Genomic DNA, 17,038 nt, shown 5'->3' with positions numbered 1-17,038 from the left:
TCCGAAGGAGAACCTTCCATGCTGCGCCGTATTGCTCTCGTCGCTTCTGTCCTGCTCCTTGCCGCCTGCGCGCAGAATCGCACGCTAGGCGACCGGCTCGATGATTCCGCCGCCAGCGTGAACCTCAAGACGAAGCTCCTCTTCGACCGCGAGGCAGATACCTCCGACATTGACATGACGATCTTCGAAGGCCGTCTCCTCCTGACCGGCACGGTCCGGTCCGAAGGCGACGCCATCATCATTGAAGAAAAAGCCCGCAAGATCCCGCAGGTCCGCGAGGTCATCAACGAACTGCAAGTCCTGCCCAAGACCAGCATCGGGCAAGGAACGAAGGATGGCTGGATAGACCAGAAGCTGGAGACAGCCCTCATCGCCGACACAGGCGTGAAGGCGGGCAATTACCGCGTGCTCGTCAGCCGCGGTACGGTCTACCTCCTCGGCGTCGCCCAAGGGCCGAACGAGCTGCGCCGGGTCACGGGGCAGGCCCAGGCCATCGACGGCGTGAAGGAAGTGGTCAGCCACGTCATCTATCTCAGGGATCCGCGCCGCAGCGATCGCGCCCGGTGATGTACAGGATCGTCCGGGTCCTGCTGCTGATCGGCTTGTTCCTTTCCACGGCTTCGATCGCCTATTTCTTCCTCGTGCTGCAGGTCCCGCCGCCGCCCGGCGCGTGGCTTGCAGTCGCCAGCTCGCTTTTCGGGCTTATCTTCTCACCGCGCGACTAGCGAGACTGCCATGAAAATCGCCATCCAGACCGATCCGTTCCGTAGCCTGACGGTCCGCGGGGACACCACTTTCGCCCTTGCCCTCGCGGCACAGGCGCGCGGCCACGACCTGTGGGAGTACCAGCCGGAGCATTTGCGACTTGACGGTAACCACGTCAGCGCCCGTGGCCGGCGCCTGTTCGACCTCAAGGACGAGCAGGGCGATCACGTGCGCCTTGGCGAGGAGGAGATTCTCGATCTTGCAGGCATGGACGTCGTCCTGATCCGCCAGGACCCACCCTTCGACATGGTCTACATGACCGCCTGCTATATCCTCGAAAAGCTTCCCGAAAACGTCCTGGTGCTGAATGACCCGGCAGAGATCCGAAGCGCGCCGGAGAAGCTCTTCGTCATGGACTATCCGGAGCTGATGCCCCCCACCCTCGTCACCTCCGACGAGGAAGCCATTCGCGCCTTCCGCGACAAGCACGAGGACATCATTCTCAAGCCCCTCTATGGCAATGGCGGCGCAGGGGTCTTCCGTGTCCGGTCGGACGACGAGAACTTCAGCTCGCTGCTGGAGATGTTCCTTGGCCAGCCACGGAGCCTGCCGATCATCGCGCAAGCCTATCTCAAGGAGGTCCGCGGCGGCGACAAGCGCGTCATCCTCCTCGACGGCGAGCCCGTCGGCGCCATCAACCGTGTCCCTGCGGATGGCGAAGCACGAAGCAACATGCATGTCGGCGGACGGGCCGAGCCTTCCGAGCTCACCGAGCGCGACCTTGAAATCTGCGCCACCATCGCGCCCGCACTGAAAGAGCGCCGTCTCGTCCTCACCGGGATCGACGTAATCGGCGGTATGCTGACCGAAATCAATGTCACCAGCCCGACCGGCATCCGCGAGCTCAAGCGGTTTGGCGGCAATGACGTCGCCGAGATGTTCTGGGACTGGTGCGAGAAGGAAACCAGCTAGACCCTGTACGGAGGACCTGATGAGTGAAATCCTGACCGATACCGAGGACGGTATCACGACCATCACCCTCCATCGCCCCGATGCGATGAACGCCTTCACGCCGACCATGCTCGAAGCGCTCGTCAACGCCCTCGCCGAAGCATCGAACACCGCGCGGGTCATCATCCTCAAGGGCGCAGGCCGCGCATTCTCCGCCGGCGTCGACCTCAAGGTCCTCCAGAAAGCGACGCTCGAACACGGTCGGGTCGGCGGCGTCTTCGATGGCCCCGCCGCCGAAGCCGCAGCAGCCGTCAGGCGCACGAGCGTCCCGGTCATCGCGCAGGTCCACGGCGCTTGCTTCACCGGCGCTCTCGAGATCGCACTCCACTGCGATTTCATCCTGACTACGGACGACACCAGGTTCGGCGATACCCATGCCAAGTTCGGCATCCGTCCGACATGGGGGATGAGCCAGATGCTACCCACGGCCGTCGGCATCCGTCGTGCTCGCGAGCTATCCTTCACCGCACGGACATTTACCGGCAGGGAAGCGGCAGCGTGGGGCCTTGCCAACTATAGCTACAACACTGCCGGAGATCTCGAAGCAGCCGTTCTCGACATGGCGAAGCGGATCGCCGCCAACTCTCCCGGTGCCATTGCTGCGTATAAGGACCTTTTCACACTTGCGATGGAGAACCGGCCTCTGGAAGAGGCTCTCGCAGAAGAAGTCGCGCGGGACTACGAGGCAATCACGGATACAGCCGAACGGTTGTCAGGCTTCGGACGCTAGGGACAGCGATCGACATCGCATGGGAACGCGCAGCAAGCCGACCCGGTGCAAATGACGGCCTGCCCGACCCCGGCGCGACGCAATGGTCAAGCAATATCTGCAAGCGGCAAGCCATTCGACTGATAGTTATACTGTTTTCAGCTGCAAAAGATCCTTGCGTTCTTTTTTCGTTCCTGCGACGCGTCTTGCGGGAACGAAGGGAGCGGCATGGTCGCTGAGGTCACCAGCTTCGCCTTTGAAGGCGTCGAAGCCCGACCTGTCACGGTGCAGGCGCACCTGACCGGCGGCCAGCCCACCTTTGTCATCGTCGGCTTGCCGGACAAATCGGTCAGCGAGGCCAAGGACCGGATCTCCGCCGCCTTCTCGGCCATCGGTCTGGGCCTGCCGCCCAAGCGGATCACCGTGAACCTCGCCCCCGCCGACCTCAGGAAGGAAGGCAGCCATTTCGACCTCCCGATCGCCCTCGCCCTGATGGCCGAAATGGGGGCCATCCCTCGCGACGCTGTCGAGGGCATGGCCGTGATCGGCGAGCTTGGCCTTGATGGTTCGATTGCCAAGACCACAGGCGCCCTGCCCGCCGCCGTCGCAGCGAACAGCCTTGACCTCGGCCTCATCTGCGCGGAAAGCTCCGGCGCCGAAGCGGCCTGGGCCGGCGGCGATGCGCAGATCATCGCTGCTGCCAGCATCATCCAGCTCGCCAACCACTTCAAAGGCACGCAGGTGCTCTCCGCACCGAAGCCGGGGGAGCTGGTCCAGCCCTCCGACATTCCCGACCTTGCCGACGTCAAGGGGCAGGAAACCGCCCGCCGCGCCCTCGAAGTCGCGGCCGCTGGCGGGCATAACATGGTGATGATCGGTCCCCCGGGCTCCGGGAAGAGCATGCTCGCGTCCCGCCTGCCCGGCCTCCTGCCGCCCCTCTCCCCCGAAGAGATGCTCGAGGTGTCGATGATCCAATCCGTTGCCGGATTGATCGAGAACGGCACCCTCAGCCGGGTCCGTCCCTTCCGTGCACCGCACCATTCCGCCTCTATGGCGGCCATGGTCGGCGGCGGAATGCGGGCAAAGCCCGGTGAGGCGTCCCTCGCCCATCGCGGGGTCCTCTTCCTCGATGAGCTGCCGGAATTCTCGGCCCAGGTCCTAGACAGTCTCCGTCAGCCGCTGGAAACCGGGGACATCCTCATCGCCAGGGCCAACGCCCATGTCCGCTATCCTGCGCGCTTCCAGCTCGTGGCCGCCATGAACCCCTGCCGCTGTGGTGCCAACTGCATTCGCGGCGCGGGTTGCGCGCCGAAATACCAATCGCGCGTTTCAGGCCCCTTCCTCGATCGCATGGATATCACGATCGAAACCCCGCCGGTCTCCGCTCTCGACCTTGCAAGTCCCGCTGAGGGCGAAGACACCGCGACCGTCGCCGCCCGCGTGGCCAGGGCCCGTGAGGTGCAGGAGGCGCGCGGCGCCATCAATGCGCACCTGAATGAGAAACAGATCGCCGCCATCGCCGTGCCTGATGGCGACGGACTCCAGCTCCTCCGGCGCGCCTGCGAGCAGCTGAATCTCTCGGCCCGCGGTTATACGAGAATCCTTCGCGTCGCCCGCACCCTCGCCGATCTTTCGGGATCCGATGCCCTGCGGCGCGTTCACATTGCCGAAGCCATCAGCTTCCGGCGGCCGGAACCCGCCTTGGCCACCGCGCCGACCGCATGCTGAGACAACGGCTGGGCAACCTTTCTGTGACATTATCCACCATCGGCTGTGGGATGGTGCGGTATGGGACATGGCGCTTACGCGCATCTGGAGACGCTTCCGGTGGCAGCCTTCGTCACCGACGCGAAGACAGGTGCCGTCCTCGCCGCGAACAGTACTGCCACCGCTCTCGGCATCGAACGCGCTGACATCTTTGCGAAAAGGCGTCTGCCATTCGGTTGGCGCGCCACCGGGGACAACCACTTCCAAGTTCAGCGCGATGGTCGCGAACGGACGATCCGCGTGATCTCGGGGCAACCCACCGACGGGGTTGTCGTCCACATCGCCGCCGAGCCGCGCGATACGACCGCGCGAGGCACCGAGCGGACGCTGCAATTCCTCGCCACCATGAGCCACGAAATGCGCACGCCCCTCAATGGCATCCTCGGCATGGCGGACCTGCTCCTGGACACCGGCCTCGATCCGAATCAGGCGAACTTTGCCAGCAACATCAAGCAGAGCGGCCACGCGCTCCTCGACCTGATCAACGCAATCCTCGACTACGCCAAGCTCGACAGCGATGGTGCCAAGCTTCGTATTGAGACATTCAGCCCTGCCGCGGCCTGCGAAAACGTTGCCGAGCTCCTTGCCCCGAAGGCGATCGAGAAGGGTATCGAGATCACGGCCCTTGTCCATCCGCGGGTGCCGAAGAAGCTGACTGGCGACGTCTCGAAGCTACGCCAGCTTCTGATCAATCTCGTCGGCAATGCCGTGAAGTTCACGGACAAGGGCGGCGTCATCATCACTGTCAAGGCGCTCCGTATCGAGAAGGACCATGCAGAGCTGTCGATCGATGTCCTCGATACCGGCGTTGGCATTCCGCAAACGCTCCTGCCGCGCCTTTTCGATGCCTATTCGCGCGACGAGAAGATGGAGGAGCGTTCGATCGAAGGCACCGGCCTGGGCCTCGCCATCGTCAAGCAGCTCGTGGAGAAGATGGGCGGAACCATCCGTGTCGAGAGCGAAGAGAATGTCGGCAGCACTTTCATGCTGACCCTGCCCTTCGGCGTGGCTGAGGCTGCGCCCGAGAAGCGGCCGGAACCCGTCGCCGACAGCAAGGTCGTTCTCTTGACCGACAACACGGTTCTCTCTCGCGCCCTCAGCCTCCAGCTGAGGATGGGCGGCGCGCAGGAAGTCCAGACCACCCACGATCTCGCGGAGGCAACGTCACTCCTGCGCAGTATGCGGAACGGCCTGTTCCTATGCGACTATCCCTTCGCAAGGCAGGCCGCCGAAGCCAACGCCCTCGCCGAGCGGGCCATCCTGCTCCTTCCGGCCAGCGAAAGATCGAGCGTTGAAGAGGTGATGCAGGAAGGCTTCGACGTCTACCTTACGAAGCCCATCCGCCAACGGAGCTTCAACCGCGTTCTCTCGGGCGAAGATCTCAGCCTGACGATGGAGGAACTCGACCGCGCCGCCGCGGAGGAGAAAAAGACAAAACGGTCTGACCGGACCTACGACGTGCTGCTGGCGGAGGACAACGAAATCAACGCTGTCCTCGCGCGCGCCGTCATCGAACGCGGGGGCCACTCCCTTCACGTCGTCGAGAACGGCGCCGCCGCCGTCGAGGCCGTCCGCACCAAGAGCTACGATATCGTGCTCATGGACATGCACATGCCTGTCATGGGCGGTCTCGAAGCGGCGAAGGCTATCCGCGCTGAGGAACGCGGCAGGCGCGTCCCCATCATCGCGTTGACGGCCAATGCCCTCCAGGAGGACCAGGATGCCTGCTTTGCAGCGGGCATGGATGATTTCCTTTCGAAGCCGTTCGAACCGAAAGAACTTCTCGGCCTGATCGACCGCTATGCCTCCGGTGCCGGGTCGGCAAGCCCTTCGGAAAGAAGCAGCGCAAGCTGATCAATCAGCGGCCGACCTGCCTGACTCGCCGCGAGATACCCTCCACCCAAGGAAAGAAAGCCTTGTTCGATGAGAGGTTTCGCTCGGGAAAGGACCCCCTCCGCGTCACTCCCCAAGCGCGCAAGGTCCAGTCCCTTCACCGGGCGCAGCCCTCCGCTCAGGACCTCGAGTCGATGCTCTGCTAGCGACAGGGAAGAAATCGAAATTCTCTCACCATCGGTGAGCGACGTGTACTGCGAAATCCGCTTCATGCCTTCGGTTGCGAGGCGCGCTTCGGGGGAGCCAAGCCGTCCATGCGCTCCGGGTCCGATCGCGAGCCACTCCGCATCGCACCAGTAAAGCGCATTGTGAACGGCTTCCTCTCCCGCCCGTGCGTGATTCGAGACCTCATAGGCCGGCAGGCCGAGATCCGCCGTCACATCCTGCGTCAGTTCGTAGAAATCCGCAGACCGATCATCCGTCACGGGAACGAGCTTACCCCGCTCGGCAGCCTTCCCGAACGCCGTGTCGGGCTCGATCGTCAACTGGTAAAGCGAGAGGTGCCCCGCACCGACCTCTACCGCCTCGCGCAAGGCTTTTTCCCAATCCCCAAGCGATTGTTCGGGCAAAGCGTAGATGAAGTCCAGGCTGACCCGCTGGAACAGCCGCAAGGCGGTGTCCGCGGCGGCGCGGGCCTCCCGGCCGTCATGGATCCTGCCGAGAAATTCGAGCTCTCCACCATCAAAACTCTGCACACCAAGGGAAAGCCGGTTGAACCCGGCCCCGGCCAGACCTTCGAGAAGGGAAAGATCGTCCGGGTTCGCCTCCACAGTCAGCTCGATTCCATCGGTGAACCCGAAAAGCCGCTCAGCCTCTTCAAGCACCGCACCGGCAACCGAAAGCGGCATGAGTGAAGGCGTCCCTCCACCGAAGTAGACACTGGTCAGGGCCCGCCTCTCGGTCATCGCTGCCAGCCGTCTCAGGTCTTCCATCAACACGCGGCTCCAGCCCGAGGCATCCACGGCTCGCGCCTTCGCCACGGTAAAATCGCAATACGGACAAATCCGTGCGCAATAGGGCCAATGGACGTAAAGCCCCAGTGGCCTCACCCGAGAAGCTCCCTCATCAGGGCCTCCATCGCCCGGCTTCGATGGGAGAACCGCGCCTTTTCCTCCGCAGCCATCTCGCCGAACGTCCGGTCCTCGCCTTCGGGGATGAAACACGGGTCGTAGCCGAAGCCGCCCTCGCCCCGCGGCGGGAAGACCAGCGTCCCTCGCACCTCGCCGCGCGCTTCGACCCGGCGGCCATCGGGCCACAGAAGAACCAGCACGCTGACGAATTTCGCTCCGCGATCGTCGCCGGCGGCTTTCACCTCGCGCCCAAGCCTCGCCATGGCCTTGCCGAAGTCCCGCTCGGGCCCGCCCCAGTCCGCCGAGTAAACCCCCGGCGCTCCGCCCAAAGCATCCGCGGACAGGCCGGAATCATCGGCGAGCACCGCAAAGCCTGAAGCCTTCACCGCACTTTCCGCCTTGAGGGTTGCGTTCTCTTCGAAACTCGTCCCCGTCTCCTCCACTTCAGGGAGACCAAGCGCTGCCGCAGTTGTGACCTCGACGCCGCGCCCCTCGAGAAGCCGCTGCATCTCGCGCACTTTTCCTTCATTGCGAGTCGCGAGAACTAGACGGTTGCCGGGAAACAGTTCCATGATGATCCTTTCCTTCCTGCGGTGAAACGTCCGGAAGGGTTGCGACGAAGTGAAAGATCGTTCATCACCCGTGGGCCTTTTTTGATTATCGATAAAGGATAAATGTAGGCAGTGACGATCCGCGTGACCTTGGACAAGATACTCGCCGAACGCGATATGTCGCTGACCGAACTGTCCGAGCGGGTCGGCATCACCATCGCCAACCTGTCGATCCTGAAAACCGGCAAGGCGAAGGCCGTGCGCTTCACGACGCTCGACAAGATCTGCCAGGTTCTCGATTGCCAGCCCGGCGACATTCTCGAATACGTCCCGGATTAGCGCCGTGCCGGATCGAGGCGCAGCCCACGGCTATTCCGGCAAGCCTCTCGCTCATAAGCTCGGTATCAGGCCAGGCATGACCGTGCTGACGATCGGCGCGCCCGCGCATTACCACGATCTCGTCCCGAAGACCGACGATGTCCGTTGGCGCGTCCGGGCGAAGGTGGCCGACCTCGTCCATCTCTTCTGCTCAGACCGGAAGGCCCTGAACACTAGGCTGGAAAGCGCCCTCGGGAAGGTTGCGGACGGCGGCATGCTATGGGTGAGCTGGCCGAAGAAAAGTTCGCCGCTGTTCAAGGATCTCACCGAGGATGACCTGCGCGAGGTGATCCTGCCGACCGGCTTCGTCGACGTGAAGGTCTGCGCCGTCGACAAGGACTGGTCTGGTCTCAAATTCCTGCGCCGCAAATCTCGCTAGCCGAGAGAGAGCCCACCGCGGTAGCGACGGCTGACCGGCACTTCCGCCCCGTCCGACATGGTCAGCCTGAGATCGCCATTGCCTGTCGGTGCCGCCTGCCGGACTTCCCGCGGCACGGCAAGATAAGAGCGGTGAACCCGCACCGCCTCGGCTCCAGCGCCTTCAAGATCCTCCGCCACGGCCTTGAGGGTCGTTCGCACGAAATAGGTTCCGCTGCGGGTGTGCAGTTCGGCATAATTGCCCTCGGCCTTGGCCCAGAGGACATCACCCGCCGCCAGCATGATCGTCCGTCCGCCGGAGCGGTAGGTCAGCATCCGCGGTGCGGCCGAAGCTTTCGCTTCCTCCAAGGCCCGCTTTTTCTGCGCCAGCTCGCGCCCGAGGATCAGGAACATCACGAGGATGAAGTAGGTCAGCGCATCCTTGCGGAACTCATAGACGAACTCGCGCGGCAGGTTGTCGGTAAAGACATAAGGCTCGCCGAACACCAAAGGACTGAGGAGCTTCCGCAGCAGCACCATCCCGAGAATGTGGACGACCGAGAAAGCAACCACGCCAAGCAAGTGGACCGCTGCGATCCGCGACCAGCTATGCACGCCGGGCATCCCCCGGGAGACGACCTGCGCCACCGCGGGCATGAGTGCGAAGATAACGAGGATGCTGGTCGAGTCCCACAGAAGCATCTTGCCTGGATCGACCGGGCTGCCCCGCGAGGCTTCAGTTCCGGCAGACAGAACCCCGACAACCAGCATCGCCACGGTCAGCCCCGCGAACCATAAGAACGTCTTGCGGTCGGCCCGCGCGTCCTCCTCGTCAGGGGTCAGCGGTTTCGTCCCTGAGGCCTCGCCGCTCATCCCAAGCCCTTGACCGGACATCACTTCCCGCCGCCGACCATCACCTCTCGCTCGTGCAGCAAGGGCGGTCGCGCCAGTTTCTGGATTGTCAGCAACCCGGTCGGTCATCCGATGTCTCTTCCCCCTGTCTCCGCCCGCCGCCACGATCTCGACTGGCTGCGCGTTATCGCGTTCGGGCTTCTCATCTTCTACCATATCGGCATGGCCTATGTGCCTTGGGACTGGCACGTCAAAAGCCCCCACGGCTCCGAAGCCTGGCGCTTGCCCATGCTGATGGTGAACCCGTGGCGGCTCGCCCTGCTGTTCTTCATTTCAGGGGTGGCGATCCATTTCGCCAGCGACAAGCTCGGCCCCGGAAAGTTCGCGGCATCCCGCCTCCTGCGCCTTGGCCTGCCGATCGTCTTCGGCATGGCCGTGATCGTCATGCCCCAGAGCTATTTCGAGCTCCTCCGCTATGGCGAGATCGAACCGGGCATCCTCGCGTTCTGGCCCCGCTACCTCTCTTTCGAGCAGCAATTCTCGATCCTCACCCCGACGTGGAACCACCTCTGGTACATCGTCTACCTGCTCCTCTACGTTCTCATCCTGATGCCGCTCATGCCAGTCGTCCGCTCGATCACTGAGAGCGGTCCGTGGCAAGCAATCGCTCGTCGGCCGCTTGGGCTCCTTTTCGGCCTGAGCCTGCCATTTGTCGTCTACCGCTACGTCCTCGACCCGCGCTTCGAGACGACCCACGCCTTGTTCGGCGACTGGAACACCCACGCTGTCAGTTTCACCGTCACGCTGCTGGGCGTTCTCGCTGCAAAGTCCGAGGCGTTCTGGCAAGGGATCCGCCGCGGACTGCCGGTCTTTCTCATCGCCGCCGTCATGCTCGGCGGTTGGCGCGCCTTCGTCGAGACGATCCCCGACGACGTCGAGATCGTCATCGAAGGCTTCTGGCTCACGCTCGCAGCCGCCACATGGCCGCTCGCCAATGTTCTGTACGCATGGGCCGTGATCCTCGGCCTCCTCGGACTCGCCCAGCGCTTCCTGACAGGGCCATCGAAGGCGCTACGCTATCTCACCGGCGCGGTATTCTGCTACTACATCGTCCACCAGACCGCGATCGTGACCCTCGTCGCTCTCCTCGGACGAAGGGAGGTCCCCGGCCCGGTCGAACTGGCCATTGTCACGCTCGGCACCGTGGCCACCTGCGCGATCAGCTATGAGGTCTTCCGCCGGATCCCGGTCCTCCGCATCGCCTTCGGTATCAAATCCTGAGGTTGTCATCCCGGAATGTCAGCGAAAGCGTCACTTGCCCCCCCTCCAACAAACCGGTATCCGCCGCTCTCTTTTCCACAAGTCCTGTCACAAGGCGGAAGCACATGAGCACGACCCTCCTCGACCGCGCCCCTGCGGTCAGCACCGATCAGCGCACCTCCCTCATCGGCCTTACCCGCAAGGAAATCGCCGAGCGGCTCCAGTCGGATCTCGGCCTCGCCGAAAAGGAGGCGCGCATGCGCGCACGCCAGATCTGGGGCTGGATCTACAATATCGGCGCCACCGAATTCTCCGCCATGACCAATATCGCGAAAGCCATGCGCGAGAAGCTCGAGGACTGGTACACCATTCCCCGCGCCGAGATTGTCGAGCGCAAGGTCAGCCGCGACGGCACGCGAAAATACCTCCTTCGCTTCGCTCCGGGCGTCGAAGCCGAAGCGGTCTTCATCCCCGGCGTTGGCCGCTCCGGCGCGCTCTGCGTCTCGAGCCAGGTCGGCTGCACGCTCAACTGCACCTTCTGCCACACAGGTACCCAGGCCCTCGTCCGTAACCTGACGGCCGAGGAAATCGTCGCGCAGGTTCTGGTGTGCAAGGACGATATTGAGGAGTGGCCGTCGGGCAAGGACGAGCGCCAGCTCTCGAACATCGTCTTCATGGGTATGGGCGAGCCGCTCTACAATCTCGACGGCGTCGCCCAGGCGATCGACATCATCTCCGACGGCGAGGGCATCTCGATTTCCCGTAGGCGGATCACCGTCTCGACATCGGGCGTCGTCAACCAGATGCACGACCTTGGTGAGCGGACCGAGGCGATGCTCGCCATCTCGCTCCACGCGACGAATGACGAGCTTCGCGACGTCCTCGTCCCGATCAACAAGAAGTGGAACATCGAGGCGCTCCTCGATGCCTGCCGCAACTATCCGGGTACGTCTAATTCGCGCCGCATCACCTTCGAATATGTCATGCTGAAAGGCGTCAATGACAGCGACGCCGAAGCCAAGGAACTGGTCCGCCTGCTGAAGGGTATCCCGGCCAAGATCAACCTGATCCCCTTCAACCCCTGGCCGGGCAGCGAGTACGAATGCTCTGACTGGGACCGGATCGAGGCCTTCGCCGAGATCGTCAACCGCGCCGGCTACGCCTCCCCGATTAGGACTCCCAGGGGCCGGGACGTCGGCGCAGCCTGTGGCCAGCTCAAGACCGAAAGCGTCAAGCGCCGCGCGTCAGAGCTGCGGGCCGAAGCCCTGTACGGCGACGGCCAGCTGCCTGAGTGATCAGACAATGCGCCTCTTCGTCAGCACCATGAGGAAGATGACCAGAAGCGCGATCACCACGGGCAGCATCGCCCAGTAAGGGGCCTTCTCCAGCGGAGCGACGAAGAACGCGACGGCGTAGCCGATCCCGCCGAGCATCATGGTGATCCCGGCAAAGCGCTTCATACGGAACGCTTCGCCGTCGCTGGCGCATTTCTTGTCCGCGCCCCATTTCGGCATCATGTTGCCGGTCCAGGCTAGGACCAGTCCCATCACCACGCCGAACCCGCGCTCGCCGCCATCGGGCAGGATGCCCGCCCCTTCAAGGGCCGTGAGCGCAGCCGCGCTACCGACCATTAGCCCTGCCCAGACGAGGCTCGAGACAACTTGATTGTTCATGTCTTTTCTCCCCGGGGCTCCTCCGCCCCGTTCCTGAGGGATGCTCCGAACCCGAACTGATCGGCAAAGCCGAGCAGCGCGTCTTCGAGGACAGAGATCTGAAGATGATAGATCTTCCGCTGCCCATCCCTCTTGTCGAGGACCAGCCCCGCTTCCTTCAGCACACCGAGGTGTGCCGACATAGTCGGCTTCGAGAAATCGAAATGCTCCGAAATCTCCCCTGCCGACATCGGCCCATCCTTGAGGAGGCTGAGCACCTTGCGCCGCGTGGGGTCAGAGAGAGCTTTGAACACCGAAGCCATGGAAAGATAATTAGCTAAATGACTAACAATGTCAAGCCCGCCCTTCATGGACGAGAACCCGGCCGGGCTCGGGAGAGCCTTTCCAGTGGGCGGCGCGTCCCTCGATACCAGCCAGATCCCGGCATTTCCCAAGCGCCCCACCGACACCGACCCCGCTCAGGATTGATGCAGGGCCTCAGACGGGAGGTCAGCGCCACCAATGAAAGCCGCGGTGCGTAACGAAAGAACGGCTCGGCGCTTTTCTTAACCTCGCGTTCAGGTTAAGGTCCGTCGAGGGTCACAGGGTGGAAGTCAGGCCATGACACGGATCGAGACGATTTTCGGCGGTTTGCTCGCGGCAGGCATTCTCGCAGTCTTTGCCTTCGTGTTCTTTGGCTCCGCGGGCTCGAGCACCGCATCGGCGAGCTCTGCAGCCAGTGAAACTCCCCGCGCGCGCCTGATGACCAAGGCTTCGCTCAGCGGCCTGCTCAGCGACGATCCCGAGGACTATGTCGCGCCGACCAAGCCTTGCGAGTGCTATTTCCTCGGCTACGACATGGTCCGCGAGAGGATCGGCCCGGAGAGCGTGATCTTCGAAGGCCAGCTTCAGACCTGTTACGACAATCTCGGCGCCAAGGGTGCCGCCGCACTCGAGCGCGGCGCAATGGATGCCTCCGCCGAGCCGCGCCAGCGTCGCAGCTGCCGCCCGGACGACTACCGCTAGCCTTCGGCCTTCAGGGGCCGTGTCATCAACGCGTCGATGACCTCATCGACGCTTGCCTCGCCATCAATGATCGCCGCGACACCCTCCGAGATCGGCATCTCGACGCCGATCTTGCGCGCCCACAGGACCAGCGGCCGGGCCGTTGCCGCGCCTTCGGCCACGGACTTCTGCGCCGCGAGATAGCTTTGCGCCTCCTCCCCCTGCCCCAGCGCGTAGCCGAGCGAGAAATTCCGGGACTGGCTCGAATTGCAAGTGAGGACGAGGTCCCCGAGCCCTGCGAGCCCCGAGAGCGTCTCCTGCTTGGCTCCCAGCGCAAGCGCAAAGCGCGACATTTCGACAAAGCCGCGCGCGATCAACGCCGCCTTGGCGCTTTCGCCGAAACCTTTGCCAGCAGAAATCCCGCAGGCAATGGCCAGCACGTTTTTCACGGCACCGCCGATCTCTGCCCCCAGCGGGTCATCCGACGCATACGGCCGGAAGGTCGAGGTGGCGAGACGGTCGAGCCAGAAGTTCCGCTGGCTCTCATCCCTCGACGCCAGCGTCACCGCCGTTGGCAGGCCCTTCGCGACGTCGGACGCGAAGCTTGGCCCTGACAGGACCGAGCCCTTCGCCTCGGGCCAGGCCTCTTCCAGCACCCGGTGCATCGGCGCCATGGTCGCCCGCTCGAGCCCCTTGCAGCAGAGGGCCACCGGCATGGCCGCCCTGCCGGAAGCTTCGCGAAAGGCCTCAAGGTGCTCCCGCGCGGCCTGTGCCGGCACGACGAAGAGGCAGCCCTCCGCCTTCCTGATCTTATCCATGTCGGACGTGACCGAGAGGGTCTCGGGCAGCTTCACCCCCGGCAGGTGGCGCCTGTTCTCCCGCGCGGCATTGATGGCCCCGGCCTTCTCGGGGTCGCGCGCCCAGAGGATCACATCGCGCCCGGTACCGGCCACCAGCACAGCCAGCGCCGTGCCCCAGCTTCCCGCGCCGGCTACGAAAATCGGTTTCGTCATCAGACTTTGGCTCCGCGCTTGCCCTTGCCGACCACAGGAGCCGCGTTCTCGTCCAGAGGCCAGCGCGGCCTCGGCGCAAGCGCCAGCGCGTCCTCCTGCGAAGGGGCCATGCCCGCCTCATGCAGGAGGTAGCCCGCAAGCGCGATCATCGCCGCATTGTCGGTGCAGAACCTGAGGCTCGGCGCGACGAATGCGGCCCCCGCGCCCTCGGCGATTTCTTCGAGCCGTCCGCGCAGCATCTGGTTCGACGCCACGCCGCCAGCCGCGACCAGCGTCTTTGCACCGGTCTCCTCCAGGGCAGCCCTGGTCCGTCGCGCAAGGTGCTCGATGGCAGCCTTCTGGAACGATGCCGCAAGATCGGCGCGGTCTTGATCGGAAAGTGGGCTCGCTTCCTCCGCCGCCTGCCGCACCGCCGTTTTCAGGCCCGAAAAGCTGAAATCGAAGCCGCCACGCCCTAGAAGCGGCCTTGGCATCTCGAAGCGGTCCGGATCACCTTCCTTCGCAGCCCTTTCGATGGCAGGCCCGCCCGGCGTGCCGAGCCCCATGAGCTTGGCCGTCTTGTCAAACGCCTCACCCGCCGCGTCATCGATCGTCGTGCCGAGCCGCCGGGCCTTCCCCGGCCCCTCGACCACGAGAAGTTGCGTATGCCCCCCGCTCACCAGCAGCAGGAGATACGGCGTCGCCACGTCCGCCTCGAGGCCCACCGAAAGCGCATGGCCCTCGAGGTGGTTCACCGGCACCAGCGGCACCCCGGTGGCCATGCTCAGCCCCTTGGCGAAGGTGAACCCCGCCATCACGCCGCCGATCAGCCCCGGCCCCGCCGTCGCAGCGATCAGGTCGAGATCGGCCGGCGGCACATCCGCCTGCAGCAGCGCTTGGTAGGCCACCTTGTCGATCTTTTCGGCATGGGCCCGTGCAGCGATCTCCGGCACCACGCCGCCAAAGGGCGCATGGTCTGCATCCTGGCCGAGGACGACCGAGGACAAGACTTCCACCTTGTCGGTGATTTTCAGGACGGCGGCGGCGGTGTCGTCGCAACTCGACTCCACCCCGAAGACATAACGCGCTTGCTGCTGCATGGGGACGCACGTAGCAACGCCGGACGCATGCAGAAACCCATCGTCATCGCCTCCCGCCGATCACCCCTCGCCGTCGCCCAGGCGAAGGCCGTCCGCGCCATGCTCGGCCGCGCCGCCGGCCTTCCGGGGGACTCATGGGAAGCGGCTTTCCCGATCAAGACCTTCGTCACCACGGGCGACCGGGCCCTGCAGGGCTCCCTCGCCGAAGTCGGCGGCAAGGGCCTCTTCGTCAAAGAGATCGAGATGGCACTCCTGACGGGGGACGCGGACATCGCCGTCCACTCGATGAAGGACATGCCGGCGGAGATGCCCGACGGCCTCGTCCAGTCTGCCGTGCCCGAGCGCGAAGACCCGCGCGACGCCTTCGTCTCGCTCACTGGCACGCCGATTGACGAGCTGCCCGACGGTGCCATCATCGGCACGAGCTCGATCCGGCGCGCAGCCCAGCTCCGCCGTATGCGTCCTGATGTCGAGATCATCGAGTTCCGCGGAAACGTCCAGACCCGCCTTGCCAAGCTCGAGCGTGGCGAAGCCCTGGGCACTTTCCTCGCCCAGGCGGGCCTCAACCGTCTGGGTAGGGACGATGTCAGGCGCTGCCCCATCGACACGGACGAGATGCTCCCAGCCCTTGGCCAGGGCGCCCTTTGCATCCAGTCCCGCGAGGGCGACGAGGATGTCTTGAGCCTCTGCCGCTCAATCAACCATGAAACGACCGAGCTGACGACCGCGGTCGAGCGCGCTTTCGTTGCTAGGCTCGATGGCTCCTGCCGCACGCCAATGGCCGGCCACGCCCACATGGACGGCGGCAAGATCCGTTTCCGCGCCGAAATTCTGCACCCAGATGGCTCTTCCCACGTCAGCCATGAAGAGCATTTCGACACCTCGGACGTGACCGACGCCCTCGCCAAAGGCGCGCGTTTCGCCGATTCCCTCCTCGCCAAAACCCCGGAAGACCTCCGCCGTGTCATCGGCCAGGGATAAGTGGGCCAAAGCTGAGGGCGCGATCCTCGTCACGCGCCCCGAACCCGGCGCCACGGACCTCGCCCGTCAGCTTGCGGAGCGATCCAGGCTCTCTGTCTTCAAGGCCCCCCTCGCCAAGACCGAGCCGGCGCCCTTCACTCCGCCGGACCCGACCCGCTTCGACGCTCTCCTCATCACCTCGCCCCGCGCGGTCGAAGCAGCTGCACACTACGCCAACCTTCCCGTCTACGCTGTAGGCGGAGCATCAGCGAAAGCCGCCCGCGCGGCTGGCCTTACGGTCCTCGCAGAAGGCCCGGGCCGAATCGGCGACCAGCTCGCTGCGCTCATTCCACCCGGCACCCGCCTCCTCCATTTCTGCGGCGAGACTGTTGCCACCGACCCCGCGCCGCTGCTCGAGCCTCGCGGGGTCAACTACCGCCGGGTCGTCACCTACCGCTCCGCGCCCGTAGCCTCGCCGCCCGAAGACCTCCGCCGGTTCTTCGCTGCGCCCGGCCCTCACTATGTGACTTTCCTGTCAGCTCGCGTGGCAGAAACCTTCACGTCCCTCACTCTTGCTGAGGCATCGGCAGGCGCTCTGCCGCCCCTGACGGCACTTTGCCTCAGTCCCCGCGTCGAAGAGGCCGCGAAAACCACCGGCCGCTTCGCGAAGACTTGTTCCCAGGGGCAGCCTGAGCCCGAGCGCTTCGTTGACTTCGCCCTGTCGCGCTGCACATAAACCGAGGCGCCGGAACTCCTCTCCGGCCCGGTTTTTACCC

The 17,038-nt window shown here is 64.4% G+C and carries 21 protein-coding genes; 14 read left to right on the top strand and 7 right to left on the bottom strand.

Annotated elements, in window-relative coordinates; translation table 11 throughout:
* Positions 1-18 precede the first annotated feature (18 nt).
* From IE053_RS01075 to IE053_RS01050, 6 genes are all read left to right on the top strand, one after another.
* Positions 19-567 carry a BON domain-containing protein gene (locus tag IE053_RS01075; protein WP_189570622.1) on the top strand — a complete coding sequence of 183 codons (549 nt, stop codon included), beginning with the start codon at positions 19-21 and terminating at the stop codon, positions 565-567.
* Complete coding sequence (locus IE053_RS01070; protein WP_189570620.1) at positions 567-725, top strand: hypothetical protein; 159 nt, start codon at positions 567-569, stop codon at positions 723-725. Before IE053_RS01075 ends, IE053_RS01070 begins: the two co-directional genes overlap by 1 nt.
* Before the next feature lie 10 nt (positions 726-735).
* The gene (gshB, locus tag IE053_RS01065; RefSeq protein WP_189570618.1) at positions 736-1,677 is read left to right on the top strand and encodes a glutathione synthase; all 942 of its coding nucleotides are present in this window, start codon (positions 736-738) and stop codon (positions 1,675-1,677) included.
* Between the two features lie 19 nt (positions 1,678-1,696).
* Positions 1,697-2,446, top strand: coding sequence for an enoyl-CoA hydratase/isomerase family protein (locus tag IE053_RS01060; protein WP_189570616.1), 750 nt, complete (start codon positions 1,697-1,699; stop codon positions 2,444-2,446).
* A gap of 207 nt (positions 2,447-2,653) precedes the next feature.
* Positions 2,654-4,153: a YifB family Mg chelatase-like AAA ATPase gene (locus IE053_RS01055; protein WP_189570614.1), complete on the top strand. Its 1,500-nt coding sequence runs from the start codon at positions 2,654-2,656 to the stop codon at positions 4,151-4,153.
* A gap of 60 nt (positions 4,154-4,213) precedes the next feature.
* Positions 4,214-6,046: a response regulator gene (locus IE053_RS01050; RefSeq protein WP_189570612.1), complete on the top strand. Its 1,833-nt coding sequence runs from the start codon at positions 4,214-4,216 to the stop codon at positions 6,044-6,046.
* Here the strand turns inward: IE053_RS01050 and hemW are convergent.
* The gene (hemW, locus tag IE053_RS01045) at positions 5,992-7,134 is read right to left on the bottom strand and encodes a radical SAM family heme chaperone HemW (protein ID WP_189570610.1); all 1,143 of its coding nucleotides are present in this window, start codon (positions 7,132-7,134) and stop codon (positions 5,992-5,994) included. The genes IE053_RS01050 and hemW overlap by 55 nt on opposite strands.
* Positions 7,131-7,727 carry an RdgB/HAM1 family non-canonical purine NTP pyrophosphatase gene (gene rdgB / locus IE053_RS01040; protein WP_189570608.1) on the bottom strand — a complete coding sequence of 199 codons (597 nt, stop codon included), beginning with the start codon at positions 7,725-7,727 and terminating at the stop codon, positions 7,131-7,133. The genes hemW and rdgB overlap by 4 nt, the downstream gene beginning before the upstream one ends.
* Before the next feature lie 111 nt (positions 7,728-7,838).
* On the opposite strand from rdgB, the gene IE053_RS01035 reads away from it, so the two are divergent.
* The gene (locus IE053_RS01035) at positions 7,839-8,045 is read left to right on the top strand and encodes a helix-turn-helix domain-containing protein (protein ID WP_189570606.1); all 207 of its coding nucleotides are present in this window, start codon (positions 7,839-7,841) and stop codon (positions 8,043-8,045) included.
* A gap of 4 nt (positions 8,046-8,049) precedes the next feature.
* A complete protein-coding gene (locus IE053_RS01030; protein WP_229786004.1) occupies positions 8,050-8,463 on the top strand; it encodes a DUF3052 domain-containing protein in 414 nt (137 codons plus the stop codon).
* Here IE053_RS01030 and IE053_RS01025 read toward each other — a convergent pair.
* Positions 8,460-9,314 carry a LytTR family DNA-binding domain-containing protein gene (locus IE053_RS01025; RefSeq protein WP_189570603.1) on the bottom strand — a complete coding sequence of 285 codons (855 nt, stop codon included), beginning with the start codon at positions 9,312-9,314 and terminating at the stop codon, positions 8,460-8,462. The two genes, IE053_RS01030 and IE053_RS01025, sit on opposite strands and share 4 nt — an antisense overlap.
* Positions 9,315-9,425: 111 nt before the next feature.
* Here IE053_RS01025 and IE053_RS01020 point away from each other — a divergent pair, with 111 nt between their 5' ends.
* Both IE053_RS01020 and rlmN read left to right on the top strand, forming a co-directional pair.
* Positions 9,426-10,574 (top strand): acyltransferase family protein, encoded by a 1,149-nt coding sequence (locus tag IE053_RS01020; protein WP_189570602.1) that lies wholly within the window; start codon positions 9,426-9,428, stop codon positions 10,572-10,574.
* Between the two features lie 104 nt (positions 10,575-10,678).
* Complete coding sequence (gene rlmN / locus IE053_RS01015) at positions 10,679-11,848, top strand: dual-specificity RNA methyltransferase RlmN (RefSeq protein WP_189570600.1); 1,170 nt, start codon at positions 10,679-10,681, stop codon at positions 11,846-11,848.
* Here rlmN and IE053_RS01010 read toward each other — a convergent pair whose 3' ends face one another.
* The gene (locus IE053_RS01010) at positions 11,849-12,226 is read right to left on the bottom strand and encodes a hypothetical protein (RefSeq protein WP_189570598.1); all 378 of its coding nucleotides are present in this window, start codon (positions 12,224-12,226) and stop codon (positions 11,849-11,851) included.
* Positions 12,223-12,528 (bottom strand): autorepressor SdpR family transcription factor, encoded by a 306-nt coding sequence (locus IE053_RS01005; protein WP_189570596.1) that lies wholly within the window; start codon positions 12,526-12,528, stop codon positions 12,223-12,225. Before IE053_RS01005 ends, IE053_RS01010 begins: the two co-directional genes overlap by 4 nt.
* 28 nt (positions 12,529-12,556) lie before the next feature.
* On the opposite strand from IE053_RS01005, the gene IE053_RS01000 reads away from it, so the two are divergent.
* Together IE053_RS01000 and IE053_RS00995 are read left to right on the top strand one after the other, a co-directional pair.
* A complete protein-coding gene (locus tag IE053_RS01000; RefSeq protein WP_189570594.1) occupies positions 12,557-12,694 on the top strand; it encodes a hypothetical protein in 138 nt (45 codons plus the stop codon).
* A 132-nt stretch (positions 12,695-12,826) separates the two neighbouring features.
* Positions 12,827-13,231 carry a hypothetical protein gene (locus IE053_RS00995; RefSeq protein WP_189570592.1) on the top strand — a complete coding sequence of 135 codons (405 nt, stop codon included), beginning with the start codon at positions 12,827-12,829 and terminating at the stop codon, positions 13,229-13,231.
* On the opposite strand, the gene IE053_RS00990 is transcribed toward IE053_RS00995, so the two are convergent.
* A complete protein-coding gene (locus IE053_RS00990) occupies positions 13,228-14,223 on the bottom strand; it encodes an NAD(P)H-dependent glycerol-3-phosphate dehydrogenase (protein WP_189570590.1) in 996 nt (331 codons plus the stop codon). The genes IE053_RS00995 and IE053_RS00990 overlap by 4 nt on opposite strands.
* Complete coding sequence (gene tsaD, locus IE053_RS00985; protein WP_189570588.1) at positions 14,223-15,302, bottom strand: tRNA (adenosine(37)-N6)-threonylcarbamoyltransferase complex transferase subunit TsaD; 1,080 nt, start codon at positions 15,300-15,302, stop codon at positions 14,223-14,225. The genes IE053_RS00990 and tsaD overlap by 1 nt, the downstream gene beginning before the upstream one ends.
* Positions 15,303-15,329: 27 nt before the next feature.
* Here tsaD and hemC point away from each other — a divergent pair, with 27 nt between their 5' ends.
* Together hemC and IE053_RS00975 are read left to right on the top strand one after the other, a co-directional pair.
* Positions 15,330-16,283: a hydroxymethylbilane synthase gene (gene hemC, locus IE053_RS00980; protein ID WP_189570586.1), complete on the top strand. Its 954-nt coding sequence runs from the start codon at positions 15,330-15,332 to the stop codon at positions 16,281-16,283.
* Positions 16,264-16,998 carry a uroporphyrinogen-III synthase gene (locus tag IE053_RS00975; RefSeq protein WP_189570584.1) on the top strand — a complete coding sequence of 245 codons (735 nt, stop codon included), beginning with the start codon at positions 16,264-16,266 and terminating at the stop codon, positions 16,996-16,998. Before hemC ends, IE053_RS00975 begins: the two co-directional genes overlap by 20 nt.
* Positions 16,999-17,038 lie beyond the last annotated feature (40 nt).

The organism is Parvularcula lutaonensis (assembly GCF_014651915.1).
GTDB classification, from domain to species: Bacteria; Pseudomonadota; Alphaproteobacteria; order Caulobacterales; family Parvularculaceae; genus Parvularcula; species Parvularcula lutaonensis.
The sequence above is the reverse complement of the archived record's forward strand: the minus strand, read 5'-3'. Positions and strand labels throughout refer to the sequence as shown.